This is a genomic window from Phenylobacterium soli (assembly GCF_003254475.1).
Classification (GTDB): Bacteria; Pseudomonadota; Alphaproteobacteria; order Caulobacterales; family Caulobacteraceae; genus Phenylobacterium; species Phenylobacterium soli.
Genome location: NZ_QFYQ01000001.1, coordinates 2024363 through 2050959, shown reverse-complemented (window position 1 = coordinate 2050959; position 26597 = coordinate 2024363). Strand labels below are relative to the sequence as shown.

Here is a 26597-nt window from a genome sequence, read left to right as displayed (position 1 = left end):
GCTGCAAGCGATTTTGTATTTTATCTACAGCGACGAAATGACCCCATCCACCCACATGAGCGCTGGCCGAGACGGGCGCGCGGAACGGCTGCGGGAGGCGCGGATCGCCCGCGGCTTCGAGACCGCCGCGGCGGCCGCCGACGCCTTCGGCTGGAACCGCAACACCTACGCATCGAACGAGAACGGCAACGCGCCCTTCTCCTACCGCAAGGCCAAGGACTACGCGGGCGCCCTCGGCGTGCGTCCCGAGTGGCTCTACGACGCCGTCGGCGCCATGCGCCCGGCGATCGAGCCCGGCTATGTTCCGGTGGTCGGCATGGTCGGCGCCAACCCGGAAGGCGTCGTCCTCTTCGCCCTTGGCCAGGAGCCCACCGACCTCGCCCCCATTCCGCCCGGCGGCACGGAGAAGGCCGCCGCCCTGCGGGTCGCCGGCCACTCCATGCGCGGCGTCGCCGACGACGGCGCCCTGATCTACTTCGAAGACCAGCGCACCCCGCCGACGCCCGACATGCTGGGCCATGTGGTCGTGGTCGAGACCGACACGGACGAGGTGCTGGTCAAGCGCCTGCTGCGGGGCTCGAGGACCGGGCTCTACGACCTGGAGAGCGTCGCTGGGCCCACGCGCCGCGATGCTCGCCTGCGCTGGGCGGCGCACATCACGGCCATCATCCCGCCCTTCCAGGCGCGGCGCATCATCCGCGCAGGCGCCTGATCTGGGGAGGAAGAGCGGCTCCTAACGCCGGTATCCGTGCGGACCTCGCCCCTGCACCTTCAGGTTCGTTGCGGCCCCTGCCGCACGTTCGTAGGTCCGCGCCGTTAACTGATCTGACCACCGACTGCCCCGACGCATCCCCCCAGGGCGTCGGGGCCTTTTCGCCGTCGGACGCGTTGCCGGGCGAGAAGGCGCCGCTAAGGTGCGCCCTCGTCACGAGTCGCCCGCCGCATGTGCAACGAATACCGCTTCAAGCAGTCGCTGGATAAGCTCAGCCTCGAGTTCAGCCACCTGCGGATCCCGCTGCACTGGGCCGGCGGCGCGCCGAACCTCGAGCCGCGCGACAGCATCCGCCCCACCGATCCGGCCCCGATCCTCCTCGGCGACGGCGCCGGCGGCGCCGAGCTCACCTCCATGCGCTGGGGCTTCGTCCAGCCGGGCCGGCCGCCGGTGATCAACTTCCGCTCCGAGGGACGCAGGTTCGGCGGCGGCCGCTGCCTGATCCCCGCCGACGGCTTCTACGAGTTCACCGGCTCGAAGTACCCGAAGACCAAGTGGCTGTTCACCACGCCCGGCGGCACCGACCTCTTCGGGGGCGACCTCTTCTGCATCGCCGGCCTAGTGCGCGAGGACCGCTTCACCATGCTGACCTGCGACCCGGGCCCCGACGTCGCGCCCTACCACAACCGCCAGATCGTCATCCTGCCGAAGGAGCAGTGGGCGCAATGGCTCGACACGGCCCAGCCCCAGCCGCCGCTCGGGCCCCTGCCCGCGGGCGCGCTGCACGTGGAGAAGATCCGCTAAGGCGGCGCTGGCGCCCGGGCCGCTTCCGTCCTACCTCATTGCCCGCCAGCCATGCCCGCGCTCCGCGACGCCATCTCAAGTCAGGTCCTGCGCCTCGTCGGCCGGCGCGACGGCGACACGCCGTTCCTCGAAAGCACGCGTGACGCCGGCTACTTCGGCCCCGACAGTGTGGCCTGGCGGGTGCACGGCGACTTCACCTCGATGATGATCGGCGGCGTCACGGCGCTCCTGCTGCAGATGCTGCACCCCCGCGCGCTCGCGGGCGTCTGGGACCACTCGAACTTCCGCGAGGACATGCGCGGGCGCCTGCGCCGCACCGCCCGGTTCATCGCCGGCACCACCTACGGCTCGAGCGACGAGGCCGACGCCCTCATCGCCCACGTGCAGGAGATCCACGACCACGTCTCCGGCGCCCTGCCCGACGGCACGCCCTATTCGGCCAACGATCCGGAGCTGCTGACCTGGATCCACGTGGCCGAGGTGCATTCGTTCCTGGCCGCCTACCTGCGCTACAAGGGCGCGCTGACCGAGGCGGAGCAGGACCGCTACTACCGCGAGAGCGCCATCGTGGCGGAAAAGCTGGGCGCGACGGAGGTGCCGAAGTCCCGCGCTGCGGTGGCGGCCTATCTCGACGACGTGCGGGGCGAGCTTCTCTACGACCACCGCACCGCTGAGGTCGCCGACGCCCTGCTCAACCAGCCGGCGCCGCTCACCATCGCGCCATTCATGAAGCTGATCTTCCAGGCGGCCGAGGACCTGCTGCCCGCCTGGGCCCAGGAGATGCACGGCTTCAAGCCCACGCCGGCCAGCGCGCCGGCCGTGCGCACGGCCGCCCGCGGCCTTGGCCGCGTGCTGCGCTGGGCGCTGAGCAACAGCGTGGAAGTGCGCGCCCGCAGGCGCGCCGCGGAGCTCGGCCTGAAGCCGGCCCCTGCGACCGCTTAGGGCAGGTCCTCGGCGAGGATCGCCATCTCGAACATGAACGAGCCGTCCTCGTCCTCGTCCTGGAACACCACGCCCACGAACTCCTCGCCGACATAGACCTCGGCGGAGTCCTTCTGCTTGGGACGGGGGCGCAGCGTGATCCGGGCGTTGGCGAAGGTCCCGCGCAGGTGTCCCTCGATCTTGCGGATGTCTTTTTCGTCCACGCCCAACGCTCCTTGAAGTCTCGGCGGCGAACCTACATTCAAGCGCGCCGCCGATAAACCTCAGATCACGTAGTCGTACACAGCCTCGGCGAGGGTGTGGTCCATGGACTTGGCCGGCTCCTCGCAGGTCGGGCAATTGACGAGCCGCGCCGGAACGCCGGCGGCCGTGCAGCCCTTCGGCACCGGCTTCAGCACCACCGAGCCCGAGGCCACCTTGGCGTAGTCGCCGATCAGGATATTGCCGAGCACCTTCGCGCCCGCGCCCAGCAGCACGCCCTTGCCGATCTTCGGGTGGCGGTCGCCGCGCTCCGCGCCGGTGCCGCCGAGCGTCACGCCCTGCAGCATGGAAACGTCGTCCCCGATCACCGCGGTCTCGCCGATGACGATGCCGGTGCCGTGGTCGACGAACACGCCGCGGCCGATCCGGGTCGCCGGGTGGATGTCCACCTGGAAGAGCTCGGAGGAGCGGGATTGGAAGTAGAAGGCCAGGGTCTCGCGGCCCTGCTGCCAGAGCCAGTGGGCGACCCGCTGGGTCTGCAGCGCCTGGAAGCCCTTGAAGAACAGGAACGGCTGGACGTAGCCCTTGCAGGCCGGGTCGCGTTCGAACACGGCCTTCAGGTCGTCCTCCGCGATGTCGAGGAGCTCGGGCTTGGCCTCGTAGGCCTCGTCGCAGATGTCGCGGATGGTCATGCCGCGCAGCTCCTGATCGCCCAGCTTGCGCGCGAGCTGGTAGGAGAGCGCATCGCCCAGGGTGTCGTGGTTGATGATCGTCGCCGCCAGCACGCTGGCCAGCGCCGACTCCTTCTTCGCCACCGCCGCCGCCTCATTGCGAAGAGCGGCCCAAACGGGCGGTGCGATTGCGGGGTCGACGACCTCGAGGCGTTCTCTCATCGGTTCCTCCCGGCCCATCGGGTTCTCCCTACCCTAGCATGAGACGCGCGAGCGCCCCAGGCAAAGCCCCTTCGCGAGCCATATGGTAGGCCCGCAGCAGCATCGCCAGGGTCAGCGCGTCCTGCATGTGGCCGGCCACCGCGGCGTCGAGCGCCTCGCGGAACGGAACGCGGACGATGGCGAGGTCCTCGGTGTCGTCCGCCTCGTGGGCATGACCGCCGCCGCTGAGCCCGGTGGCCACATAACCGATCATCCGCTCGTCGGTGACCGAGTTGGACAGCTGGGCGTTGATGACCTCCTGCCAATGGGCGGCCACGAGGCCGGTCTCCTCGGCCAGCTCGCGCTTGGCGCCCTCCAGCGGATCATCGCCCACAGGCGAGCCGCCCTCGGGCAGCTCCCAGCTGTAGTCGGCGTGGGCGAAGCGGTTCTGGCCGACCAGCACGATGGTCCCGTCGTCGTGGATCGGCAGGATGGCGATCGCCAGGTTCTTGAAGCTGACGACGCCGTAGCGCGCCGGCCGACCCGTGGGCGCGGTCGCCTCGTGGTCGGTCACCTTGATCCACGGGTTCTCGAAGACCACGCGCTCGGTGAGGCGCTTCCAGGGCTCGCCGTGAGGCCTGAGCCACGCGGGTTTCTCGCTCATCGATCCTCGGCTCGCCTTGCGGTGCCCATCGTGGCCCTCATAAACAGGCCCTCCCTCTCGGTTTGATTAATTCCCGGCTTTCCTAATCCACGAGGCGCCCGTGACGTTCGCCCTCCCCTCGCCGCCGGACTTCGGCGCGCCCTTGCCCCTGGAGCCCGCGCCCGAGGTGCTGCGCTTCCTGGCCCGCCGCCGCTCGGCCTCGGCCCTGACTCTGGTGGAGCCGGCCCCGTCGGCGGAGGAGCTCGACCAGCTCCTGGCGCTCGCCGCTCGCGTTCCTGACCACGGCAAGCTCGCTCCGTGGCGCTTCGTGATCCTAGAGGGCGAGGCCAAGGCGCGCTTCGCCGCCCGCCTGGAGGCCCTCGCCGAGGCCCGCGGCGACCACCAGGCGGCCGCCAAGCTCGGCAAGCTGAAGGTTCCCCCTCTGGCGGTGGCGGTGATCGCTTCGCCCAACCTGGAGGCTTCGATCCCCGAGTGGGAGCAGCTGCTCTCGGCGGGCGCGGTCTGCACCACCCTGCTCTACGCGGCCCTGGCCATGGGCTACGGGGCCAACTGGATCACCGACTGGTATTCCTACGACGGCGAGGCGAGCGCGATCCTCGGCCTCTCGGCGGGGGAGCGGGTGGCGGCGTTCATGCTGCTCGGCACGCCGCGCGAGCCGCCGCTCGAGCGCGAGCGCCCCGACCTCGCCGCCCACGTCAGCCGCTGGCAGGGGTAGGACGCAACACAATTGAGCCCAGAAAACACAACGGCCGGACGGCGTAGACGCCGTCCGGCCTGAGGTGACACGCCCGAGGAGAGTTGGGCGAACCTAGATATAGGCCGGTTAAGGGGGTTTGAAAAGCGCCGATGGCCGAGGGCCCCCGAGCAGCCGGAGCTTTTCGCCTCAGAGGAGAGTAGATCCCGGCGCAATCATCGCCAGGACCGATGTTGCCAAGCCGGCGCCATCCCCCTTCGAATACGCGGGATGACCTTTCGCCGTGGAAGTATTCGGCCGCCATCTTCTCCGCGAGAACTACAGCCGCACCGGCAGGAGGCCTATCCGCGCCCCCGATATGCTGGAACGCCTTGGTCCGGCAGCCACAAGCCTTCCGGCGGCGGGCCACTTTGCCAGAAGACGTCTATGGGAATGCCGCCGCGCGGGTACCAATAGCCGCCAATTCGCAGCCAGCGTGGGGCTGCGGTCTCGACGATCCGCCGACCGATGGCCACCGTGCAGTCCTCGTGGAACGCGCCATGGTTGCGGAACGAGCCGAGATAGAGCTTCAGCGACTTGGACTCGATGAGCCACTCGCCGGGCGCGTAGTCGATGACCAGGTGCGCGAAGTCGGGCTGGCCGGTCACCGGGCACAGCGAGGTGAACTCCGGGACCGTGAACCGGGCGAGGTACAGCGCGTCCTTCTGCGGGTTCGGGACCCGCTCGAGCACGGCCTCTTCCGGGCTCGCGAACCCGCGCGCCTCCCGGCCGAGCTGGGTGAGATGGGTTTCGTCCATGGGCGCGCTTTAGCCCCCGCCTCGCCCCGCGGCAACCGAGACAGGTCCGCGCGCAGCCGCTAGGTAGGACGCCAACCAACAAGGGAGAGGCGCAATGGCCGGCGACGACTTCAAGGATTTCGTGGTGGTGGTGACGGGGGCCTCGACGGGCCTCGGCCGGGCAATCGCCGTGGAGGTCGCCTCGCGCGGCGCGGCCGCGGTGGTGATCAACTACGCCTCGAACCGAGCCGACGCCGAGGAGACGGCCCGCAAGGTGGAAGCTCACGGCGCCAAGACCGTCCTGGTCCAGGGCGACGTCGCCAAGGACGAGGACTGCCGCCGGATCGCAGCCGCGGCCGAGCCGTTCGGCCGCATCGACGCCCTGTTCAACAACGCCGGCACGACGACCTTCGCCGCCCACGGCGACCTCGACGCCGTGTCGGCTGAGGACTTCCTGCGGCTCTATGGGGTCAACGTCGTGGGCGCCTTCCAGATGGTGCGCGCCGCCCGCGCCCTGCTCGAAGCCGCGCCGCAGCCCGGCGCGGTGGTCAACACCGCCTCGATCGCCGGAGTCACCGGCATCGGCTCGTCGGTGCCCTACGCGGCCTCCAAGGGCGCGCTGAACACCATGACCCTGTCGCTGGCCCGCGCGCTCGCCCCCAAGATCCGGGTCAATGCGGTCTGCCCGGGCTTCATCGACACGCCCTGGTTCGGCAAGGGGATGGGCGAGCAGGCGGCCGAGCGGGTCCGCGCCAACGCCGCCAACACCACGCCGCTGAAGGTCGCCTCGACGCCCGAGGACATCGCCGTCTCGACGGTGTTCCTCGCCTCGCCCCACTCGCGGCACGTCACCGGCGAGACCCTGATCGTCGACGCCGGCACCCACCTGGGCTTCGCCGCCCTGGTCGCCCGCTGAGCCGAAGCTTGGTTTCAGCCCCCGGGGCGCCCGCCTGAAGGGCGCCCCGCGACGTCAAGGCGCCCAAAAACCCGGCAACGGCGACGAAGTCCCCCGCACGGCGCCGCCCGCTTTTGCTCCAGATGAGCCCACCGTGACCATTCCCCGTGCACGGTCGGGCTGCGCTCGGGCCGCCGATAGAGGGGAACCAAAATAATGAAGTCTCTTAAACTGTCGCTTCTCGCCGCCATTGGCGCTCTGTCCTTCGGCGCCGCGGCGCACGCCGAGGACAAGCCGGTCTCCGTGACCTTCAACGTCGGCGCGGCGACCGACTATGTGTTCCGGGGCGTCAGCCAGACCGACGAGAATGCGCAGATCTACGGGGGCGCCGACGCGACGCTCGGCAAGATCGGCTACGCCGGCGTGTGGCTGTCCAACGTCGATTTCAACAACGGCACGAGCATGGAGTACGACCTCTATGCCGGCATCAAGCCGACGGTGGGTCCGGTGGCCCTCGACCTCGGCGTCATCCGCTACGGCTACACCAACCAGCCCTCCGGTCCGCATGAGGACTACGTCGAGTGGAAGGTCGCGGGATCGGTGCCCGCCGGCCCGGCCACCATCGGCGCGGCGGTCTACTACTCCGATGACTTCTTCGGCGAGACGGGCCCGGCGACCTACTACGAGCTGAACGGCTCCTCGCCGATCCCGAACACCAAGTTCAGCGTCTCCGGCGCGGTGGGCCGCCAGATCGTCAAGGGTCCGCTCGACTACACCACCTGGAACCTGGGCGTCGGCTACGCCATCAACGACCACATCGGTCTCGACCTGCGCTACTGGGACACCGACGAGCACTCCTTCGGCTCGATCTACGACAGCCGCGCTGTGCTGGGCATCAAGGCCACCTTCTAAGTCTCAGCTTCGCCAGCAGATTTGCAGGAGCCGCCGGCCGCGCGCCGGCGGCTTTTTCGTTGCGCGTCGAAATTGCGGTACCTAAGGTTAACGGGCTGGGGACGCGGGCCTGCGGGCCCGCCCCTTCTCCATTAATGGAATCGTCCCGTGTCGGCGCCTATGCTTGCGAATCGTAGAGCCAGTGGGGTGCGTCCCTTGGACAGAGTGGCCTTCCGCGCGCAGACCATCGTCGCCGACGTGATCATCGCGGCGCTGGCGTTTTCGCTCGCCTTCGCCGTCTCCCCTCTGAAGCTGCCGACCTTCGACGGCCTGCCGTCGCTGACCCTCATCCAGCTCGTGGTGCTGTACGCGGCGCTGGCCGGCGGTTTCACCATGCTGTTCCGGCGCGAACTGTCGCCCTGGCGCTATGTGTCAATCCCCGACGCCCTGGTCCTGGCGCGCGTCGCCCTGCTGACCGCCGGGGTCTTCCTGCTGTGGGTGTTCGTTCTGGACCGGGCCCGGGGCCTGCCGCGGTCGACCCTGTTCATGGCGCCGCTGTTCCAGATGATGGGCTCCATGGGCGTGCGGGTGATCCGCCGGGCCCTGCACGAGAAGGCCTTCCAGTCCTTCACGCCCCTCAAGACCGCGGCCGATCGCGTGCCCGGCGCGCCGCCGATGCTGCTGATCGGCCCCGCCTCGCTGGCCGACACCTATCTGCGCGACGTCTCGCGCACCCCAGATCGCGCCTTCAATCCGGTGGGCATCGTCGGCACCGAGCCGCGCGACGTCGGCCAGCAGGTGCGCGGCGTCTGCATCATCGACCACCTCGAGAACCTCGACGCCGCCCTCGCCGACCTGCAGCGCTGGAACCGCTATCCGCGCGCCGTCCTGTTCCTCGAGGAGCCGGCGCGGCTGAAGGGGCTGACGGCCGACCAGCTCGGGCGGCTGAAGAACGACGGGGTGCGCCTGCTGCGCCTGCCCTCCATCGTCGAGCTGGCGCACCACGACGCCCTCAACCTCGTGCCCATGCGCGAGATCAACATCGAGGAGCTTCTGGCCCGCGAGCCGATCGAGCTCGACCGCGGCGCGATCGGCGCCCTGATCCGCGGCCATCGGGTCCTGGTGACCGGCGCCGGCGGCTCCATCGGCTCCGAGCTCTGCCGCCAGGCCGCGGCCTTCGGCTGCGCGCACCTGACCCTCGTCGACTTCTCCGAGACCTCGCTCTTCCAGATCGAGCGCGAACTCGAGGAGCATTACCCCGACGTCTCCTGCAAGGCGGTGCTCTGCGACGTGCGCAAGGCCGAGCGCATCAACGCCGTCTTCGCCGCCGAAAAGCCGGACCTGGTGCTGCACGCCGCGGCGCTGAAGCACGTCGGCATGGTCGAGCGTCATCCCTGCGAGGGCGTGCTGACCAACGTCATCGGCACCTGGAACGTCGCCGAGGCGGCGCGCGCCAACGGCGCGGCGCAAATGGTGCTGATCTCCACCGACAAGGCCGTCGACCCGACCACCACCATGGGCGCGACCAAGCGCCTGGCCGAGGCGGTGATCCAGGGCCAGGTTTCGTCCAACGGCACCCGCTTCGGGGTGGTGCGGTTCGGCAACGTGCTGGGCTCCGCCGGCTCGGTGGTGCCGATCTTCAAGTCGCAGATCGAGCGCGGCGGTCCCGTGACCGTCACCCATCCCGAGATGGAGCGGTTCTTCATGACCATCCCGGAGGCCGCGCAGCTCGTGCTGCACGCCACCGCCACCAGCGCCGAGGGCGAGTCCCGCGAGGCGCGCCTGTTCATCCTGGAGATGGGCGAGCCCGTCCGGATCATGGATCTTGCGCACCAGATGATCGCCCTGTCCGGCCGCACCCCGGGCAAGGACATGCAGATCCAGATCACCGGCCTGCGCGCCGGCGAGAAGCTTACCGAGGCCCTGCTCGACGAGACCGAGCGCGCCGAGCCCTGCGCCCCGAAGGTGCTGGAGGTCGTTTCGCGCTCGAAGCTGCGCATCACGACCGGTCACCTCGCCGACCTCGAAGCCCTGGCGGAGGCCGGCGACGCCGGCGCGGTGCGCACCGCGGTCTTCGATCTCGTCGCTCAGATCCGCGGCGAGAAGGCGGGGTCCAGCCCGAACCTGCGGGTCGTGGCCGGCGGCTCCTAGGCCGCGTAGACCCGAGGCCTGAGCGGCTTCACCCGCAGCGACAGTCCAGGCGCGACGCCCGCCGGCAGGGCCGGGCCGTGGGCCTGCAGCTCCAGCGCCCGTCCTTCGATCAGGCAGTCGATCCGCACGTCGGGGCCCCGCGCGCTCACCGCACGCACCTCAGTCGCCAGCCCGGACCCGTCGGCAGGGGCGAAGGCCACCTCGTCGGGGCGGAAGAAGATCTCTACGCGGCCGGCCGGCGCGTCCTTGGGCGCGGCGGTCTCCCAGTCGGCGATGGTCAGGCGCCCGGCCTCGACCACGCCCGGCATCCGGCAGGCCGCGCCCAGGAAGTCGAAGACGAAGGGGTTGGCCGGGTTCTCATAGACCTCGGCCGGCTTGCCGAGCTGGACCAGCTCCCCGTCCTTGAGGATCGCCACGCGGTCGGCGAGGTCGAGCGCCTCCTCCTGGTCGTGGGTCACGAACACCGTGGTCACGCCGGCCCGGTCATGCAGCTCCCGCAGCCAGCGGCGCAGCTCGCGGCGAACCTGGGCGTCCAGCGCCCCGAACGGCTCGTCGAGCAGCAGCATCCTGGGTTCGATCGCCAGCGCTCGGGCGAGGGCCACGCGCTGGCGCTGGCCGCCAGAGAGCTGGGCCGGGAAGCGCCCGCCGAGCCCCTCGAGCTGGACCAGCGACAGGAGCTCCTCGACCCGCGCGCGGATCGCGTCCTTGGAGGGGCGCTCGGCGCGCGGCCGTACGCTGAGGCCAAAGGCGATGTTCTGGGCCACGGTCATGTGCCGGAACAGGGCGTAATGCTGGAACACCATGCCGACCCGCCGCCGGCGCACCGGCAGGGCCAGGAAGTCCTCGCCCCCGAAGCGCACCTCGCCGGCGTCCGGTTCTTCCAACCCGGCCAGCACCCGCAACAGCGTCGTCTTGCCCGAGCCCGACGGTCCGAGCAGCGCCAGGAACTCCTTGTCCCGCGCCTGCAGCGACACGTCCTTCAGCGCCGGGAACCGTCCGTAGGCCTTGGCGATCCCACGGATCTCCAGCGCGAGGGGCGTGGCCTCAGTGCTTGCGGCTTTGCGAGAGCTCACCGGCATGTCGCCATTCGAGGACGGATTTGAGGACGAGGGTGACGAGCCCGAGCGAAGCCAGGAGCGAGGCGGCTGCGAACGCGCCGACGAAATCGTAGTCATTGTAGAGCACCTCGACGTGCAGCGGCAGGGTCGTGGTCTGGCCGCGGATATGTCCGGAGACGACGGAGACGGCGCCGAATTCGCCCATGGCGCGCGCGTTGCAGAGCAGCACGCCGTAGAGCAGCGCCCAGCGAATGTTCGGCAGGGTGATCCGCAGGAAGGTGGTGAAGCCCGAAGCGCCCAGGGTGAGCGCCGCGGCCTCTTGGTCGGAGCCCTGTTCCTGCATCAGAGGGATGAGCTCTCGCGCGACGAACGGCAGGGTGACGAGAACCGTCGCCAGCACCAGCCCCGGAAGGGCGAAGACGATCTTCAGGTCATGGTCCGCCAGCCATTCGCCGAACCAGCCCTGGGCGCCGAACAGCAGCACCCAGACGAGGCCCGAGATCACCGGCGAGATCGAGAACGGCAGGTCGATGACGGTGAGCAGCAGGCTCTTGCCCTTGAACTCGAACTTGGCGACGGCCCAGGCCGCGGCGACGCCGAACACCGCGTTCAGCGGCACCGAGATCGCCGCCACGATCAGCGTCAGGCGGATGGCGGCCAAGGCGTCCGGCTCCTTCAGGGCGGCGAGATAGGCCTCCAGTCCCTTCGAGAAGGCGTCGTGGAACACGGTCCAGAGCGGCAGGATCACGAGCACGCCCATGACGGCGACGCTGGCTATGACCAGCAGCGGCGCCGCTCCCGGCAACCGGGCCGAGGAGGTGTTGCCGCTCATCGGCGTCCCCTCCCCGCGAGCCACGTCTGCACGGCGTTGATCACGATGAGCCCACCGAAGGAGATGGCGACCATGGCCAGGCCCACGGCCGCGGCGCCGGCGTAGTCGTACTGCTCGAGCTTGATGACGATCAGCAGCGGCGCGATCTCGGTCTTCATCGGCATGTTGCCGGCGATGAAGACCACCGAGCCATATTCGCCGACCGCCCGGGCGAAGGCCAGGCTGACGCCGGAGATCAGCGCCGGTCCGAGCGCCGGCAGCACCACGCGGCTGACCCGCTGGAAAGCGGTGGCCCCGAGGGTCTGAGCCGCCTCCTCCACCTCACGGTCGAGGTCCTGCAGCACCGGCTGCAGCGAGCGCACCACGAAGGGCAGCCCGATGAAGACGAGGGCGATGAAGATGCCGAGCGGCGAATAGGCGGTCTTGATCCCGACCTTGGCGGCCAGCGCGCCCAGTGGCCCATTAGGCGCATAGATGGCCGTGAGCGCGATCCCGGCCACAGCCGTCGGCAGGGCGAAGGGCAGGTCCACCAGGGCGTCCAGCAGCCGCCGGCCCGGAAAGGCGTAGCGCGACAGCGTCCAGGCGATCAGCAGGCCGAGCGGTGCGTTGAGCAGGGCCGCCAGGGCCGAGAGTCCGAACGACAGGCGAAGCGCCGCGGCGACCCGCTCGTCGGTCAGGGTGCGCCAGACGCCGGAAAGGCCAAGCTCCCACGGACGGATGGCGAGGGCGGCCAACGGCAGCAGGACGATCAGACCGAGGTAGGCCAGGGTGATCCCCAGCGACAGGCCGAAGCCCGGCAGGATCGAGCGCTCCTTCCACGCCGAAAGGCGCGGCCTCGCGGCCGCGCCTCCCGCTGGGACCGGCGTGGGGAGGAAGGCCCGGTCCGTCACGACTTGTAGATCCGGTCGAACACGCCTCCATCGGCGAAGTGCGTCTTCTGGGCCTTGGCCCAGCCGCCGAAGGTCTGGTCGATGGTGACCAGCGGGATCTGCCGGAAGCTCGCCGCGTACTTCGCCGTCGCCTTGGCGTCGCGCGGACGGAAGTGGTGCTTGCCGATGATGTCCTGGGCGATGGGGCTGTAGAGGAAGTTCACATAGCCCTCGGCCAGGAACCGGGTGTTGTGGCGCTGGACGTTTTTGTCCACCACCGCCACCGGCGGCTCGGCGAGGATCGATTGCGACGGATAGACGATGTCGAACTTCGGGCCGAACTCGTCGATCGTCAGATAGGCCTCGTTCTCCCAGGAGAGCAGCACGTCGCCGAGGCCGCGCTGGGCGAAGGTGGTGGTGGCGCCGCGCGCGCCGGTGTCGAGCACGGGCACGTTCTTGTAGAGCCGGCGGACGTAGTCCTGGGCCGCAGCGTCGCCGCCCTTCTTGAGGCCGTATGCGTAGGCCGCCAGATAGCTCCAGCGCGCGCCGCCCGACGTCTTCGGATTGGGCGTGATCACCCCGACGCCGGGGCGGACGAGGTCCGGCCAGTCGCGGACCTTCCAGGGGTTTCCCTTCTTCACCAGGAACACGATGGTCGAGGTGTAGGGGGTCGAGTTGTTCGGCAGCCGGCTCTGCCAGTTCGCCGGCAGCAGCTTGGCGCGGGCCGCGATCTCGTCGATGTCGGCCGCCAGCGCCAGGGTGACGACGTCGGCCTGCAGGCCGTCGATCACCGCCCGCGCCTGCTTGCCCGAGCCGCCATGGCTCTGGTTGACGGTGATGTCCTGGCCGGTCTTGCCCTTCCAGTACTTCGCGTAGGCCGCGTTGATCTCCTTGTAGAGCTCGCGGGTCGGGTCGTAGCTGACGTTGAGCAGGGTGTTGCCGAGCGCGGGGGCGGCAAGGGCGCCGCCGGGCAGCGCGCCGAGGGCGAGGCCCCCCGCTCCCGCGCCCACCAGTCCGCGACGGGTGATGTCGATCTGGCTCATGACCAATGTCCTGATTGGGTGGGTCTAGAAGGCGAACTGCGAACGGAGCGAGACGACGCCGACGTCGCTGTCGAGCCGGGCGCCGGCCGCGCTCAGGCGGCGGACATCGACCCATTGATAATCCAGCAGGAAGCGGACGACGTTGTTCGGGTACCAGTTCAGGCCGAGCGTGGTGATTTTCTGCTCGCCGCCACGTACGCCGCCCAGCGGGGCCGCGGCGCCGGCGGAACCGGCCTTGTCGTTGAGATCGAGGACGCTGTAGCGGCCAGCCAGCTCCCAGGCTCCCCAGGTTCGCTTCTCCAGCGAGAACGGCTTGGCCGGCTTTACGCCATTGAAGCCGCCGTTGGCGCTGCTCCAGGGATGGCGCTCGCCGGTGAGCGTCCAGGCGCCTTGCAGGTACCAGCCGCTGAACGAGGGATCGAAGGGCGAGCGCACCGCTCCCACCTGCGTCCGGCTGACGTCGACCTGGAACCACTCCCCCGCGGCGTAGAGATTCTTCCAGCTCGCGCCCGCTTCGAGGCCGAGGACCTGCAGGCCATTGGCGGCCATCGCGCCGGTATCGACAAGGCGCGCGCCGCTGACGCGGACCTCCGGCCGCTCGGCAAGGCGCACGGCGTTGGCCTCGGCTGGGCCGGCGGCCGTATCGGCCGGCTCTAGAATGCCCTGCAGGCTGGCGCCGAGGTGCAGGTCGTAGTCCGGCCCGTGCAGCGGGCTGAAGGCGGCGCGCAGGATGTAGCCGGACTGCTGGTTGTACTCGGCCGTGGACGGCGTGCCGACGACCTTGCCGGTCAGCACGGCCGAGCCGTACCAGCGCTCGCCGCGGGCGAAGGCGCCGAAGCCGGTGCGGCCGTCGCCGCCCGCAAGGCCCCGCACCAACTCCGCGGCCGCCGCCCGCTCGAGGAACAGGCCCTCGGTGTTGCTGGTGGCGTCCTCCAGCCCCGTCGGCGTGGCCCAGGCGCCGACGCGCAGGCGCAGCGGTTCGGTCAGGCCGAACGGCCTCCAGCCGGCGTATTCCACGAAGGCCTGGTTGAGAACGGCGGACTCGCCCCCCGTGCCGCCGAACTCGCCCCAGAGGGCGATATTCCAGTCCTTGTAGACCGTGGCGTCGAAGCCAAGCCGTGCGCGACGGAAGTTCGTGCCGGAGCCGAGGTCGTTGTCCGTGCGCAGCGGGCTCACGTCGTAGTGGGCGGCGTCGAACTGGACCACGCTGCGGAGCGCGAACTTGAAGTTCCCGTCGAGGCTCGTGAACGTCGGGCGGCCGTTGTTCAGGCTGACCGTCGGCTGAGCGGCGACCTGCTCGCGGATCTGCCCCTCGCCGGCCGCCACCTGGGCCTTGAGGTCGGCGATCTGCTCCTCAAGCTCCTCGTTGCGCTTCTCCAGGGCGTCGAGGCGAGCCGAGAGCGCCAGCGCCCGCTCCTGGCTGATGCCGCTGGGCTTCGGGCTGGCGGTGGTCACCGCCTGGGCCAGGGCGGCGGGCGCGACGCTGCAGAAGAGGCTGGCCAGGATGGCGGCCGGCAGGACCCGTCGGGCAGGCGTTTTCATTGGGAAGCTCCCCTCAGCAGCTTGTGGCGGGAGCCTACCCTCTAATTCCTATAAGCAAAGTGGGATTAGACTCTCAGCGCCTCCAGAAATTCTAAGGCCGCGCTTTCGAGCCTGAAACGAAGAAGGCCGCGGGGAGCGCCCGCGGCCTTCGACGGACGGATTTTCGCTACGCCTATTCGGCCGCGGCCATGGCCGGGGACTTGGCCGTCTCCAGCCGAGCCAGCAGCGCCTCGAGCTCGGCCCAGAGCGCCTGCGGCAGGCGCTCACCGAACTTCTCGTAGTGTGGCTTCACCAGGGCGGCCTCTTCGGTCCAAACCGCCGGGTCGACGCTCAGCAGCAGATCGAGTTGGGCGTCGGTGAGGTCGAGCCCGGTCACGTCGAGGCTCTCGCGGGCCGGCACCAGACCGATGGGCGTATCGACCGCGTTGGCGCGGCCTTCCAGGCGCTCGACGATCCACTTCAGCACCCGGCTGTTCTCGCCGAAACCTGGCCACACGAACTTGCCGCGCTCGTCCTTGCGGAACCAGTTCACGAAATAGATGCGCGGCAGCTTCGAGGCGTCGGCCTGCTCGCCCATCTTAAGCCAGTGGTCGAAGTAATCGCCCATGTTGTAGCCGCAGAACGGCAGCATGGCGAACGGGTCGCGGCGCAGCTCGCCGATCTTGTTCTCGGCGGCGGCGGTGCCCTCGGAGGCCACGTTGGAGGCCATGAAGACGCCGTGGCGCCAGTCCCGGGCCTCGGTCACCAGCGGCACGGCCGACGCGCGGCGGCCGCCGAACAGGATCGCCGAGATCGGCACGCCGGCGGGATCTTCCCACTCGGGCGCGGCCACCGGGCACTGCGAGGCGGGCACGGTGAAGCGGGCGTTCGGGTGGGCGGCGGGCGTCGAGGAAGCCGGCGTCCAGTCATTGCCCTGCCAGTCGATCAGCCGCTCGGGCGGCTCGGAGGTCAGGCCTTCCCACCACACGTCGCCATCCTCGGTGAGGGCCACGTTGGTGAAGATGGTGTTGGCGTGCAGGGTGTCGATCGCGTTGCGGTTGGTGTTGACGCCGGTGCCCGGCGCCACGCCGAAGAAGCCAGCCTCGGGGTTCACCGCATAGAGCCGGCCGTCGTCGCCGAACCGCATCCAGCAGATATCGTCGCCGATCGTCTGGGCGGTCCAGCCCGGCAGGGTCGGCACCAGCATGGCCATGTTGGTCTTGCCGCAGGCGCTCGGGAAGGCGGCGGCCACGTAGTGCGACTTACCTTCCGGCGATGTCAGCTTCACGATCAGCATGTGCTCGGCGAACCAGCCCTCGTCGCGCGCCATGACCGAGGCGATGCGAAGGGCGAAGCACTTCTTCCCGAGCAGGGCGTTGCCGCCGTAGCCCGAGCCGTAGGACCAGATCTCGCGAGTCTCGGGGAAGTGAACGATGTACTTGATCTCGTTGCACGGCCAGGCGACGTCGGCCTGCCCCGCCTCGAGCGGCATGCCCACGGAATGGACAGCCGGCACAAAAAAGCCGTCCTCGCCGAGCTGGTCGAGGGCGGCCTGGCCCATCCGCGTCATGATCTTCATGGATACGGCCACGTAGGCCGAATCCGTGATCTCCACGCCGATGGCGCTGATCTTGGAGCCGAGCGGACCCATGCAGAACGGCACCACGTACATGGTGCGGCCCTTCATGCAGCCGGCGAAGAGGTTCTTCAGGTCGGCCCGCATCTCGCTCGGGTCGAGCCAGTTGTTGGTGGGGCCGGCGTCTTCCTGCTTCTCGGAGCAGATGAAGGTGCGGCTTTCGACGCGGGCGACGTCGCGGGGGTCGGAGGCGGCGTAGAAGGAGTTCGGGCGCTTTTCGACGTTCAGACGTTTCAGGGTGCCCGCCTGGACCAGCTGTTCGGTCAGGGCGTCCCACTCGGCGTCGGAGCCATCGCACCAATGGACCCGGTCCGGCTGGGTCAGCTCGGCGATCTCGCGAACCCATTGGACGAGTTTCGCGTGTTTCGTCGGCGCAGGCTCAAGCCCCGGAATCGCGCGGTCGGTCATACTGAAATAGCTCCTGGCCCCGGCCGCCCGTATCCCCCGAGGGCGGCCAATTTTGAACGAGTTATTAATTGCAGATCGAGCGGCTGCATACCCGCACCCAGCGGCATCCCCCGCAAGGCAGAGGCCAAAACGCACGATTACGCCTTTGGATCAGCGACTTCCCATCACTTGAAGGCGATTTGGCGTCCCGTTTCTGGACTGTTTGACGCTCGTCACGAAGACCTGGGCCTACCGATTCGCGACAGATGTCTCGATACGGCGCAACACCGGCTCCCAGTCGCCCGCCATCCGCTGGCGGAACAGGCGGGCGGTCGGATACCACGGGCTGTCGTCGCGGCCGCGCAGCCAGCGCCAGTCTGTGTCGCGGGCCGGCAGCAGGATCCAGACGGCCTTGCCAAGCGAGCCGGCCAGGTGCGCCACCGAGGTGTCGACGCAGATGACGAGGTCGAGGCCGGCGACGATGCGGGCGGTGTCCTCGAAGTCGCGCGCCCCGGTCGTCTCGGGCGAAAGGTCACGGCTCAACCGGGCGAGCCGGGCCGCATGGCGCGCCGGCAGCGAGCGGTTGGCGTCGTTGCGGTGAGCGGACGAGCCGCGGGCGACCACGCCGATCCCGCCCCCGGAACCGACTTCCAGCCCCTCGAAACGCGCCGGCGGAGGCAGGCTTTCCAGGGTCGCGGCCGCGCGGAACGGCAGGCTCCCGGCCAGGGTCCAGTAGTCGGCGCGCACCGCCTCCGGGTCGGGATCGGCCCCGACCACCGACACCCCGAGCCGCGCCATCAACCGGTGAAGCTCCGGCGGACAGAAGAAGACGATCTCGGCGCCGGCCGACTTCAGCGGCGCGAACCAGCGGGCCAGCATGATCGCATCGCCAAACCCCTGCTCGTGGAACACCAGCAGACGTCGTCCGGCCAGCGGCTCGCCATGCCATTCGGGAAAGTCGAGATCCGGCTGCGGGACCTTCAGCGCCGGGATCGCCCGGCGCGCCTCCCATAGCGGCCAGCCCTCCGCATAGCGGCCGTCGGCCAGCAGCAGTTCGGCCAGGGCGTAGCGGGTTCCAGGATTGTCCGCGGCGGCCAGGGCTTCGCGAAAGGCGGTCTCCGCTTCCTTGAACCGGCCCATGGCGCCGAGCACCAGGCCAAGGTTGTGGCTCGCCTCGTAGGGCTTGGAGCGCAGCAGCCCGCGATAGCCCTTCTCGGCCCGTGAAAGATCGCCGCGCTGGTGGGCCTCGTAGGCCTGGGCGAAGAGGGATTCGATCGACACGGCGCGAGCGTAGCATGGCCTCCGGGCCGCGCCGCTTGGCGTCGCCGGGCGAATTGGGGCACACGGAGGGCGTGGCCGCGCCCCCGCCCGCACCGAATTCCCCGGACGCCGACGAGGATCCCCTCGTCCAGGCCTACCTGGCGCTGCGGCCCAACCTCATCCGCTTCTTCGCCGCTCGCGCAGGCTCGCAGGCCGCCGCGGAAGACCTGATCCAGGAGCTCTACGTCAAGCTCGCCACCCGGGCGGAGGCGATCGAGGCGGAGAACCCCCAGGCCCTGCTCTACCGCATCGCCCTCAACCTGATGCGCGACCGCGCCCGGGGCGAAGCCCGCGCCGCCGCCCGGGACGCCGAATGGCGCGGCGCCACCCGCACGGCCGTGGCCGGCGAGGACATCTCCGAAGAGGCGCCCGCCGACGAGGCCGCGGCCTCGCGCCAGCGCCTGCGCCAGCTCATCGACGCCGTCGCGGCCCTGCCGCCCCAGATGCAGAAGGCCTTCACCCTGCACAAGCTGGAAGGCCTCAGCCACGCCCAGACCGCCCAGGCCATGGGCCTCTCGGTCAAGTCGGTGGAGAAGCACATCAGCGCCGCCCTCAAACACCTGGCCGCGAAACTTTCCAGATGACCCATTTCCGGTTGAATATGACTGGGGGGCGAGGCCGCGCGGCGGCGTCTTCAGCAATGACGGGCGCGCCGCCGAGCGCGCGTTGGAACCCCTGATGGCGCGCGAGACGCTATACGAAGAAGCGGCCGACTGGCTCGTCCGGCTTCAGAGCGAGGACCTCGACGAGGCCGACCTCCTGGCGTTCGACGCCTGGCTGGCCACAGCGCCGGCCAACGCCGCCGCCTATGACGCGGCGCTGCGCGTCTCCAACGAATACGGCTCCAACGCCCAGGCCGTGCGCAAGGCCCTGGGCGAGCGCCGCGTCCGCCCTGCCCGGCTCCAACAACGCGGCCGCTTCTACGCCGCCGCCGGCGCGGTCGCCGCCGCGGTGGCCGTGGCCGTCGTGGTGGTCCCAGCCATGACCCCGCCGCCCGCGCCGGCCATCTACGCCACCAAGGTCGGCGAGCACCGCACCGTCACCCTGGCCGATGGCTCGCGGATCGATCTCAACGCCCGCACCCGGCTGACCGTCACCCTCGCCCGCGGCGAGCGCCAGGTGGTGATGGACGAGGGCCAAGCGGTGTTCGACGTCGCCCACGATGCGCGCCGCCCGTTCCTGATCGCCGCCGGCGACCGCACCGTCCGGGTGGTCGGCACCCAGTTCGATGTGCGCCGCCGCGACGGCCGCCTCTCCGTCACGGTCACCCGCGGCCTCGTGGAGGTGGCGCCCAATGAGCATGGCGCAGGACAGGCCTTCCGCCTGCATCCGGGTCAGCGCCTTGAGCATGTGGAAGGCGCGCAACAGGCGCAGGTGAGCGCCGCCGCGCCCGATCAGGCGCTGGGCTGGCGCGCCGGCCGCATGGTCTACCGCGACCAGCCGCTGTCGGCCGTCGTCGCCGACCTGAACGCCCAGTTCGCCGTCCCCATTCGGGTGAGCGACGCCGGTCTCGCCGCCACGCCGATCTCAGGCGTGCTGATCTTCGACAACGAGGATGCGGTTGTTCATCGCTTGGCCTTGCTGGTTTCTGCGCACGCGGTACGTTCCGACGGGGGCGTCACCTTGCAGCGCAATGGGACGCCGGGACGCTAATGAAGGTTCACGGCGATCTTCGGACGGGGGCTGCATCTCGGCGGGATGCTCGGCGGCCTGGCGCTCAGCCTGGCCGCGACGGGCGTTGACGCCGCCGAGGCGCGCTACCGCCTCTCGATTCCCCAGAAGCCCTACGCCGACGCCCTGATCGATCTGGGCGTCCAAGCCAACGTCTCGGTGATCGGCACCTCGGCCTGCGGCTCCGGCGGCATGACGGGGCTCGTCGGCATCCTCACCCTCGACGAGGCGCTGGGCCGGCTGCTGGAGGGCGCGCCCTGCGCCTACCGCATCCTCGATCCGCGGACGGTGCGGATCGGTCCGCCGCCGCCGCCGAAGCCCACCGAGCCGCCGCCGCGGCCGCCGACCCTCGTGACCGAGCTCCTCGTCACCGCCACCAAGCGCCCGGCGAGCAGCGCCACCCTGCCGGCTGCGGTCAGCGTCGTCTCGCGCGAGCAGGTCGAGATGACCGGCGCAGCCGATGTCCTGACCCTGACCGGCCAGGTCGCCGGCGTGCTCACCACCAATCTGGGCCCCGGCCGGGACAAGCTGATCCTGCGCGGCCTTTCGGACGGCGCCTTCACGGGCCGCGCCCGCTCGACGGTGGGCACCTACCTCGACGATGCGCCTATCAACTACAACGCCCCCGATCCCGATCTGCAGCTCGTCGACCTCGAGCGCATCGAGGTGATCCGCGGCCCCCAGGGTGCGCTCTATGGCTCCGGCTCGATTTCCGGTGTGTTCCGCATCGTCCCGCGCAAGCCGGACATGAGCGGCTTCGCCTTCGGCGCCGCCGGCCAGGCGGCCTACACCGAGGGCGGCTCCGACAGCTACGAGATCGAAGGCTACGGCAACATCCCGCTCGTCCAGGACCACGCGGCGCTGCGGGTCGTCGGCTACCGGGACCAGCAGGGCGGCTACATCGACAACCGGGCGCTGCGCCTCTCGAACGTCGACCGGACGACGCGCGAGGGCGGCCGCATCGCCCTGCGCCTTCAACCCTCCGACGACTGGCAGCTCGACCTCTCCGGCACCGCCCAGCGGCTGCGGCTAGCCGACACCCAGTACACCACGCCGGACGCTGGCCCGACCGGGCGGGCGACGCGGGTCCGGGAGGGCCACAAGAACGACTTCGCGGTCGGCGCGGCGACCCTTCGGGGCGAACTCGGCTGGGCCACCTTCAGGTCATCGGTCTCCTACATCGAGCACACCTTCTCGAGCCAGTACGACGCCTCGCAGATCCTCGGCGACTTCCTGCGCGCGGATCCCTCCGACATCGGCGTCTACCTCGAACGCACCGGCATCAACATGGTCTCGCAGGACACCGTCCTGCGCTCCTCGCGGGTGGGTCCCGTCACCTGGCTCGTGGGCGTCTACAGCATGGTCTCCATCGAGAAGAGCCCCTCCTCGATCGACGTCCAATCGAACCGGGGGACGCTTCAGCGGGTCTACACCGAGAAGCGGCGCGACCGGCTGAACGAGGGCGCCGTCTATGGAGAGATCACCTACGCCTTCGCTCCGGGCTGGCAGCTCGCCGCCGGCGGGCGGTTGTTCAACACCGATGTGCACACCGAATCCGGCCTGGTGGCCAAGATGCCCGGGGTGTCGCGCAGCCTGCGCAACAAGCGCCACTTCGACGGCTTCCTGCCGAAGGTGTCTCTCCAGCGGGAAATCTCCTCCGGCGTCGTCTACGGCCTGTTCTCGGAGGGTTACCGGCCCGGCGGGTTCAACACCGGCGGCTTCAACTATCCCTTCCTGATCGCCAGCCGCGCCTATTTCGATCCCGACCGGCTGCGCAACTACGAGCTCGGCTTCAAGACCCGCCTCTTCGACCGTCGCCTGTCGCTGAGGAGCGCGGCCTTCTTCGACCGCTGGACCAAGATCCAGACCGACCAGTACCGGCCCTCGGGCCTCGCCTACACGGCCAATGTCGGCAACGCGGACATCAAGGGCCTGGAGACCGAACTGGCCTACGAGTTCGACTTCGGTCTCTCGCTGCAGGCCAACGCCATCTTCGCCTCCTCGCGCGTGCGACAGACCAACCCGGACTTCGCCCAGGCCCTGATCAGCGGCCTGCCCAGCGCGCCGCGGTTCTCGGGCGGGGTCCTGGCCGTCTATCAGCACCCGCTGCCGCACGATCTGAGCCTGAGGCTGGTCGGCGAGACCAACTACATCGGCCGCTCGCAGCTCTCCTTCGACGCCCGCCAGGAGGCCGACATGGGGCAGTACACCAACACCCGGTTCTCGGCCGAGGTGGCGGGCAAGTCGTGGAACGCGACGGTGTTCATCAGCAACCCGTTCGACGTGGCTGGAGACACCTTCGCCTACGGCAATCCGTTCACCTTCGGCACCAAGCGCCAGTCGACGCCGCAGCGTCCGCGGACCATCGGCGTGCGGCTGGCCGCGAATTACTAACGAAAACTGAAAGCTGGACTGGGGGGCGGCCCGCACGGGCGTCGTCTAATGGGTACGGACGAGTTGTCCGCCACGGGAGGACGGTTCGTGGGGGTCAGGATTTCGGCGCTGGTCTGCGTGCAGAACCAGGACGCCGAGCTCGCGGAATGCCTGCGCGGGCTCACATTTTGCGATGAGATCGTGGTGGTCGCCGACCGCTGCGTCGATCGTTCGCTGGAGATCGCGCGCCGGGCCGGCGCGGAGGTGATCACCGGCATCTTCCCGCTCGAGAACCAACGCAAACTGGCGGGCCTGGCGGCCTGCACCGGCGACTGGGTGCTGGAGATCGAAGCCGACGAGCGCATCGATTCCGCCCTCGCCTGGGAGATCCGCGCGACGCTGAAGATGGGCGCCCGCGGCGACTATTTCGAAATTCCGATCCACAACTACCTGGGCGACGGCGCCGTCCGCCAGGGCTGGATCGGCGGCCTCGGCGAGATGAGCGCGGTGCGCCTCTATCGTCCGGGCGCCAAGCAATGGCAGGCCCGCCGAAAGGATGCGGGCCAGGTGGTCTCCGGCCGCTCGGCCGGAGCGCTGAAGGGCGCCATCCGCCGCATGCGGGGCCGCGACGTGGGCGATCTGGTCGAGAGCTTCAACCGCTCCACCGCGCTGCGCGCCGAGGACCTTGCCGACGCCTGTGATCCGGGCCGGCTCGCGCCTGCGGTGGTGGGGGGCTTGGGCGCCTTCTGCAAGAGCTACCTGGTCCGCGCAGGCTGGCGGGAGGGCGGGATCGGACTTCTCCTCGCCCTCCTGGCCGCCGTCTATCCCGTGGCCTCTCACCTCAAGGCGCGCGAGACCCTGAGCGCCCGCCTCCGGGCCATGGCCAAGCCGCAGCCCGCCTACCCTCGCGAAGTGGTGGGCCTCGGCGCCCGCTGAGCCCCCGCCAAGAGCCGCTTTCGGTCGACTTCCAGCCCGTGCGAAGCTAGGAGCCGAACGCGCGCCTGACGCGCACGGCGAGGTTGGGGGATTTTCGGCGTGACCATTCTGGTGACCGGATCGGCGGGCTTCATCGGCTTCCATACGGCCCGGCGCCTGCTGGCGCGGGGCGAGAGCGTGGTCGGGCTCGACAACCTCAACGCCTACTACGATCCGCGGCTGAAAGAGGCCCGCCTGGCGCTGCTGGAGCAGGAGCCCGGCTATCGCCACGCCCGGCTCGACCTCGCCGACCGCGAGAGCGTCGCGCGGCTGTTCGAGGAGGTCAGGCCCACGGGCGTCGTCAATCTCGCCGCCCAGGCCGGGGTCCGCTACAGCCTGGAGAACCCCCACGCCTACGCCGACGCCAATCTCGTCGGGTTCCTGAACATCCTGGAGGGTTGCCGGGCGGTGCAGACCGGGCACCTGGTGTTCGCCTCGACCAGCTCGGCCTACGGCGCCAACGGCAAGCTGCCGTTCAACGTCCACGACAGCGCCACCCACCCGATCACTCTCTACGCGGCAACCAAGATCGCCAACGAGGGCATGGCCCATGCCTACGCCCACCTGTTCGGCTTCCCCTGCACGGGCCTGCGGTTCTTCACCGTCTACGGACCGTGGGGCCGGCCGGACATGTCGCCCATCAAGTTCCTGTCGGCGATCCTCGAGGGCCGGCCGATCGACGTCTACGGCCAGGGCCAGATGCAGCGCGACTTCACCTATGTGGACGACATCGTCGACGGGGTGATCGCCGCCCTCGACCGGCCGCCGGCCGCCGATCCCCACTGGGATGCGGTCCACCCCGATCCGGCCACCAGCGGCGTCGCGCCCTGGCGGGTCTTCAACCTCGGCGCGGGGCGGCCCGTCGACCTGATGCGCTACATCCAGGTCTTCGAGGAGAAGCTCGGGGTAAAGGCCAAGCTGAACATGATGCCCATGCAGCCGGGCGACGTGACCAGCACCGAGGCCGATGTCGCGGCCACCGCTCAGGCGCTCGGCTACGCCCCGAAGGTGAGCATCGAGGAAGGGGTCAGCCGCTTCGTCGACTGGTATCTCGAGTTCTACGGCCGCTGAGGCCGTTGAAGCAGGCCGCGGGCGAAGCCATAGTGGGCGCCATGCGAGAACCGACCAAGGCGGCACAGGGAATGGCCGAGCTCGGCCACAGGGCCGAGCCTCGCAGCAACCCGCTTGTGCAGCAGGCGCCAGGCCCCGAGGCGCCCGATGTCAAGACGCGGGCCGGCTCGCAGCGGGGCATGGCCCTGGCGCTGATCGGCGGGGGCGTGTTCTGGGCCGCGGTCGCCGCCGCCGTCTACGCCCTCACCCGCTAGGACAGGCTGACCACTCCGGGCCCCGGCGGGCTGGCGTAGATCGCCTCCACCAGTGCGTGGCGCCGCTCCAGCGTGGCGCGCTGGTTCACATAGCCCTTGTCGGTGATCTCGCCCGCGTCGATGGACGGCGGCTCGGTCATGACCACGAACCGGCCGATCCGCCGCGAGGAACCGCCCGCGGTGGCGTTGAACGCTTCGAGCCGCTCGTTGAGGAGCGCGGTGAGCTTGCCGATCGGATCGTCGCCCAGGCTCGCGAGCGCAGCCGGCGCTGGCCAGATCAGGGCGCCGGCGAACGGCTTGTCCTGGCCCGTGACGACGATGTCGAGGACATAGGGGCTGCAGGCGGCCACCAGGTCCGGCCGCAGGGTGCCCACCGACACCCAGGTGCCGGTATCGAGCTTGAAGTCCTCGGTGACCCGGCCGTCGAAGACCAGGCCCTGGGTGGGGTCGTCGGGATCCATGAACCGGCAGGCGTCGCCGAGCTTGTAGAAGCCCTCCTCGTCGAAGGCCGCGGCGGTCTTCTCGGGGTCGTTGTGATAGCCGCGCGTGACCGTCGGGCCCTTCACCCGCACCTCGAGCTTGGAGCCGTTGGGCACCAGCTTGAGGGTGATCCCCGGCAGCGGCAGGCCGATCAGGCCGGCGCGCTCCGTCGCCCAGTGGACGACCGTGATCCCTTGGGTCTCGGTGGCGCCGTACATGGTGATCAACGGGATGCGCTGGCCGGTCTCGGCGATGGCGAGCGCCTGCATACGCTCATAGACGTCGTTGGACAGGGTGGCGCCGCCGTAGCCCATGTAGCGCAGGTTCTTGAAGAACGAGCGCCGCAGCTCCGGATCGCGCTCCATCGCCTCGGCGAGCATGCCGAAGGCGATCGGCGCCGAGCCGAACACCATCGGCGAGACGTCGTAGAGGTTCTTGATCGTCGTCTCGAACATGCCGGGCAGCGGCTTGCCTTCGTCGAGGTAGAGCGTGCCCCCGCCCCACAGCGAGCCGTTGAAGCTGATGTTGCCGGCCGAGATGTGGCTCCAGGGCATCCACTCCAGGGACTGCGGGACTACATCGGGATCCGGATCCTCGGCGCGCAGGCCTTCCTGGCCGGCGATGACGCCGGCGAACATGCCGTGCGTCTGCGGCACGCCCTTGGGCATGCCGGTCGAGCCGGAGGTGAACAGGTACTTCGCCGTGGTCTGGTGGCCGACCTTGTCCATGGCCGCCTGGACCGCCGCCGTCGGCGTCGTCGAGGTCAGCTCGGAGAGCGGGATCGTCCCGGCGCCGCCGTCGACCGTGACGAACTCCAGCGCCGGATCGATCGCCTTCAGGGTCTCGAAGGCGCGGGCGAACATCTGGGAGTTCTGGGCGAAGACCACCTTAGGCCGGACGGTGGCGAAGCAGTGCTTGAGCTTGGCGTGGTCCGAGGAAATCAGCGAATAGGCCGGGCTGATCGGGGCGATCGGCACGCCGGCGGTGTAGCAGCCCAGCATCATCAGGGCGTGCTCGACGGAGTTGGCGGAGAGGACCATCACCGCATCCTCGCCGGTCGAACCACGATCGAGGAGCCACTGGGCGATGCCGTCGGCGGCGCGCTTGGCCTCGCCGTAGGTGACGCCCTGCCAGGGCCCGTGGTTCGGGGCGCGCTGCAGGATGTAGGGCCGGTCGGGATGGGCGGCCGCCTTCTCGGTCAACAGGTGGCCGATGGAACGCGGGCTCTCGCCGGGCGGATGGTTGGACCGCACGATGACCACGCCGTCGGGGCGTCGCTCGACGCTGACGTCGGGCGCCTTCTGCGGCAGGGGCTTGAACGCCGGTTGGGTCCTGGTGGACGCCAGATCGTCGGCCGGACTCATGGCCGAACCTCCCTTGTCTAGTTCTTCGGCCCAACCCTGACGAAGACGGCGCGCGCGGGCAACGGCGCCGCCACGTCAAGGATGGCCTCCCGACAAAGAGGCGCCGCCCGGCGAACGCGAGGGTCCGCGAGGCGGCGTGAG

25 protein-coding genes are annotated in these 26597 nt (G+C 69.8%); 13 read left to right on the top strand and 12 right to left on the bottom strand.

Features of this window, described 5'->3' with window-relative positions; translation table 11 throughout:
- Positions 1-37: 37 nt before the first annotated feature.
- The 3 genes from DJ017_RS10160 to DJ017_RS10150 all read left to right on the top strand — a co-directional run bounded on the left by DJ017_RS10160 (position 38) and on the right by DJ017_RS10150 (position 2458).
- Entirely contained in the window at positions 38-712 is a 675-nt protein-coding gene (locus tag DJ017_RS10160; protein WP_227000096.1) for a S24 family peptidase, read from the top strand.
- Positions 713-943: 231 nt separating this feature from the next.
- Entirely contained in the window at positions 944-1516 is a 573-nt protein-coding gene (locus DJ017_RS10155; RefSeq protein WP_111528610.1) for an SOS response-associated peptidase, read from the top strand.
- 51 nt (positions 1517-1567) lie between these two features.
- Positions 1568-2458: an oxygenase MpaB family protein gene (locus tag DJ017_RS10150; protein ID WP_111528609.1), complete on the top strand. Its 891-nt coding sequence runs from the start codon at positions 1568-1570 to the stop codon at positions 2456-2458.
- Here DJ017_RS10150 and DJ017_RS10145 read toward each other — a convergent pair.
- From DJ017_RS10145 to DJ017_RS10135, 3 genes are read right to left on the bottom strand one after another with little or no spacing between them, the layout of a single operon-like run.
- The gene (locus tag DJ017_RS10145) at positions 2455-2661 is read right to left on the bottom strand and encodes a DUF3126 family protein (protein ID WP_111530047.1); all 207 of its coding nucleotides are present in this window, start codon (positions 2659-2661) and stop codon (positions 2455-2457) included. The two genes, DJ017_RS10150 and DJ017_RS10145, sit on opposite strands and share 4 nt — an antisense overlap.
- A 60-nt stretch (positions 2662-2721) precedes the next feature.
- Positions 2722-3552, bottom strand: a complete 831-nt coding sequence (cysE, locus tag DJ017_RS10140) for a serine O-acetyltransferase (protein WP_111530046.1) — start codon at positions 3550-3552, stop codon at positions 2722-2724.
- Positions 3553-3580: 28 nt separating this feature from the next.
- Entirely contained in the window at positions 3581-4195 is a 615-nt protein-coding gene (locus tag DJ017_RS10135) for an NUDIX domain-containing protein (RefSeq protein WP_111528608.1), read from the bottom strand.
- Between the two features lie 100 nt (positions 4196-4295).
- Between DJ017_RS10135 and DJ017_RS10130 the strand changes: the two genes are divergently transcribed.
- On the top strand, positions 4296-4910 hold the full coding sequence (locus tag DJ017_RS10130) for a nitroreductase family protein (RefSeq protein ID WP_111528607.1): 615 nt from the start codon (positions 4296-4298) through the stop codon (positions 4908-4910).
- A gap of 320 nt (positions 4911-5230) precedes the next feature.
- On the opposite strand, the gene queF is transcribed toward DJ017_RS10130, so the two are convergent.
- Positions 5231-5686 (bottom strand): preQ(1) synthase, encoded by a 456-nt coding sequence (queF, locus tag DJ017_RS10125; protein WP_111528606.1) that lies wholly within the window; start codon positions 5684-5686, stop codon positions 5231-5233.
- Between the two features lie 94 nt (positions 5687-5780).
- Here queF and DJ017_RS10120 point away from each other — a divergent pair, with 94 nt between their 5' ends.
- From DJ017_RS10120 to DJ017_RS10110, 3 genes are all read left to right on the top strand, one after another.
- Positions 5781-6581 (top strand): SDR family NAD(P)-dependent oxidoreductase, encoded by an 801-nt coding sequence (locus DJ017_RS10120; RefSeq protein WP_111528605.1) that lies wholly within the window; start codon positions 5781-5783, stop codon positions 6579-6581.
- A 195-nt stretch (positions 6582-6776) separates the two neighbouring features.
- Positions 6777-7472 (top strand): TorF family putative porin, encoded by a 696-nt coding sequence (locus tag DJ017_RS10115; RefSeq protein ID WP_111528604.1) that lies wholly within the window; start codon positions 6777-6779, stop codon positions 7470-7472.
- A gap of 204 nt (positions 7473-7676) precedes the next feature.
- Complete coding sequence (locus DJ017_RS10110; RefSeq protein WP_111528603.1) at positions 7677-9602, top strand: nucleoside-diphosphate sugar epimerase/dehydratase; 1926 nt, start codon at positions 7677-7679, stop codon at positions 9600-9602.
- Here DJ017_RS10110 and DJ017_RS10105 read toward each other — a convergent pair.
- The 7 genes from DJ017_RS10105 to DJ017_RS10075 form a co-directional block, all read right to left on the bottom strand.
- Positions 9599-10681, bottom strand: a complete 1083-nt coding sequence (locus DJ017_RS10105) for a sulfate/molybdate ABC transporter ATP-binding protein (protein ID WP_111528602.1) — start codon at positions 10679-10681, stop codon at positions 9599-9601. The genes DJ017_RS10110 and DJ017_RS10105 overlap by 4 nt on opposite strands.
- On the bottom strand, positions 10647-11492 hold the full coding sequence (gene cysW / locus DJ017_RS10100; protein ID WP_111528601.1) for a sulfate ABC transporter permease subunit CysW: 846 nt from the start codon (positions 11490-11492) through the stop codon (positions 10647-10649). The genes DJ017_RS10105 and cysW overlap by 35 nt, the downstream gene beginning before the upstream one ends.
- Positions 11489-12382 (bottom strand): sulfate ABC transporter permease subunit CysT, encoded by an 894-nt coding sequence (gene cysT, locus DJ017_RS10095; protein ID WP_377284595.1) that lies wholly within the window; start codon positions 12380-12382, stop codon positions 11489-11491. Before cysT ends, cysW begins: the two co-directional genes overlap by 4 nt.
- Positions 12379-13404: a sulfate ABC transporter substrate-binding protein gene (locus tag DJ017_RS10090; RefSeq protein WP_111528600.1), complete on the bottom strand. Its 1026-nt coding sequence runs from the start codon at positions 13402-13404 to the stop codon at positions 12379-12381. Before DJ017_RS10090 ends, cysT begins: the two co-directional genes overlap by 4 nt.
- A gap of 24 nt (positions 13405-13428) precedes the next feature.
- Positions 13429-14946, bottom strand: a complete 1518-nt coding sequence (locus DJ017_RS10085; protein ID WP_111528599.1) for a porin — start codon at positions 14944-14946, stop codon at positions 13429-13431.
- A 172-nt stretch (positions 14947-15118) separates the two neighbouring features.
- Positions 15119-16969 carry a phosphoenolpyruvate carboxykinase (GTP) gene (locus DJ017_RS10080; RefSeq protein ID WP_111528598.1) on the bottom strand — a complete coding sequence of 617 codons (1851 nt, stop codon included), beginning with the start codon at positions 16967-16969 and terminating at the stop codon, positions 15119-15121.
- A 228-nt stretch (positions 16970-17197) separates the two neighbouring features.
- A complete protein-coding gene (locus tag DJ017_RS10075) occupies positions 17198-18229 on the bottom strand; it encodes a hypothetical protein (RefSeq protein ID WP_111528597.1) in 1032 nt (343 codons plus the stop codon).
- A 71-nt stretch (positions 18230-18300) separates the two neighbouring features.
- Here DJ017_RS10075 and DJ017_RS10070 point away from each other — a divergent pair, with 71 nt between their 5' ends.
- From DJ017_RS10070 to DJ017_RS10045, 6 genes are all read left to right on the top strand, one after another.
- A complete protein-coding gene (locus DJ017_RS10070) occupies positions 18301-18852 on the top strand; it encodes an RNA polymerase sigma factor (protein WP_227000095.1) in 552 nt (183 codons plus the stop codon).
- A gap of 94 nt (positions 18853-18946) precedes the next feature.
- Entirely contained in the window at positions 18947-19921 is a 975-nt protein-coding gene (locus tag DJ017_RS10065; RefSeq protein WP_111528595.1) for a FecR family protein, read from the top strand.
- A 45-nt stretch (positions 19922-19966) separates the two neighbouring features.
- Positions 19967-22333 (top strand): TonB-dependent receptor, encoded by a 2367-nt coding sequence (locus DJ017_RS10060; RefSeq protein ID WP_111528594.1) that lies wholly within the window; start codon positions 19967-19969, stop codon positions 22331-22333.
- 87 nt (positions 22334-22420) lie between these two features.
- The gene (locus DJ017_RS10055) at positions 22421-23248 is read left to right on the top strand and encodes a glycosyltransferase family protein (protein WP_111528593.1); all 828 of its coding nucleotides are present in this window, start codon (positions 22421-22423) and stop codon (positions 23246-23248) included.
- Positions 23249-23347: 99 nt separating this feature from the next.
- Complete coding sequence (locus tag DJ017_RS10050) at positions 23348-24358, top strand: NAD-dependent epimerase (RefSeq protein ID WP_111528592.1); 1011 nt, start codon at positions 23348-23350, stop codon at positions 24356-24358.
- 41 nt (positions 24359-24399) lie between these two features.
- Positions 24400-24612 (top strand): hypothetical protein, encoded by a 213-nt coding sequence (locus DJ017_RS10045; RefSeq protein ID WP_133255432.1) that lies wholly within the window; start codon positions 24400-24402, stop codon positions 24610-24612.
- Here DJ017_RS10045 and DJ017_RS10040 read toward each other — a convergent pair.
- Positions 24609-26456, bottom strand: a complete 1848-nt coding sequence (locus tag DJ017_RS10040) for an AMP-binding protein (RefSeq protein WP_111528590.1) — start codon at positions 26454-26456, stop codon at positions 24609-24611. The genes DJ017_RS10045 and DJ017_RS10040 overlap by 4 nt on opposite strands.
- Positions 26457-26597 lie beyond the last annotated feature (141 nt).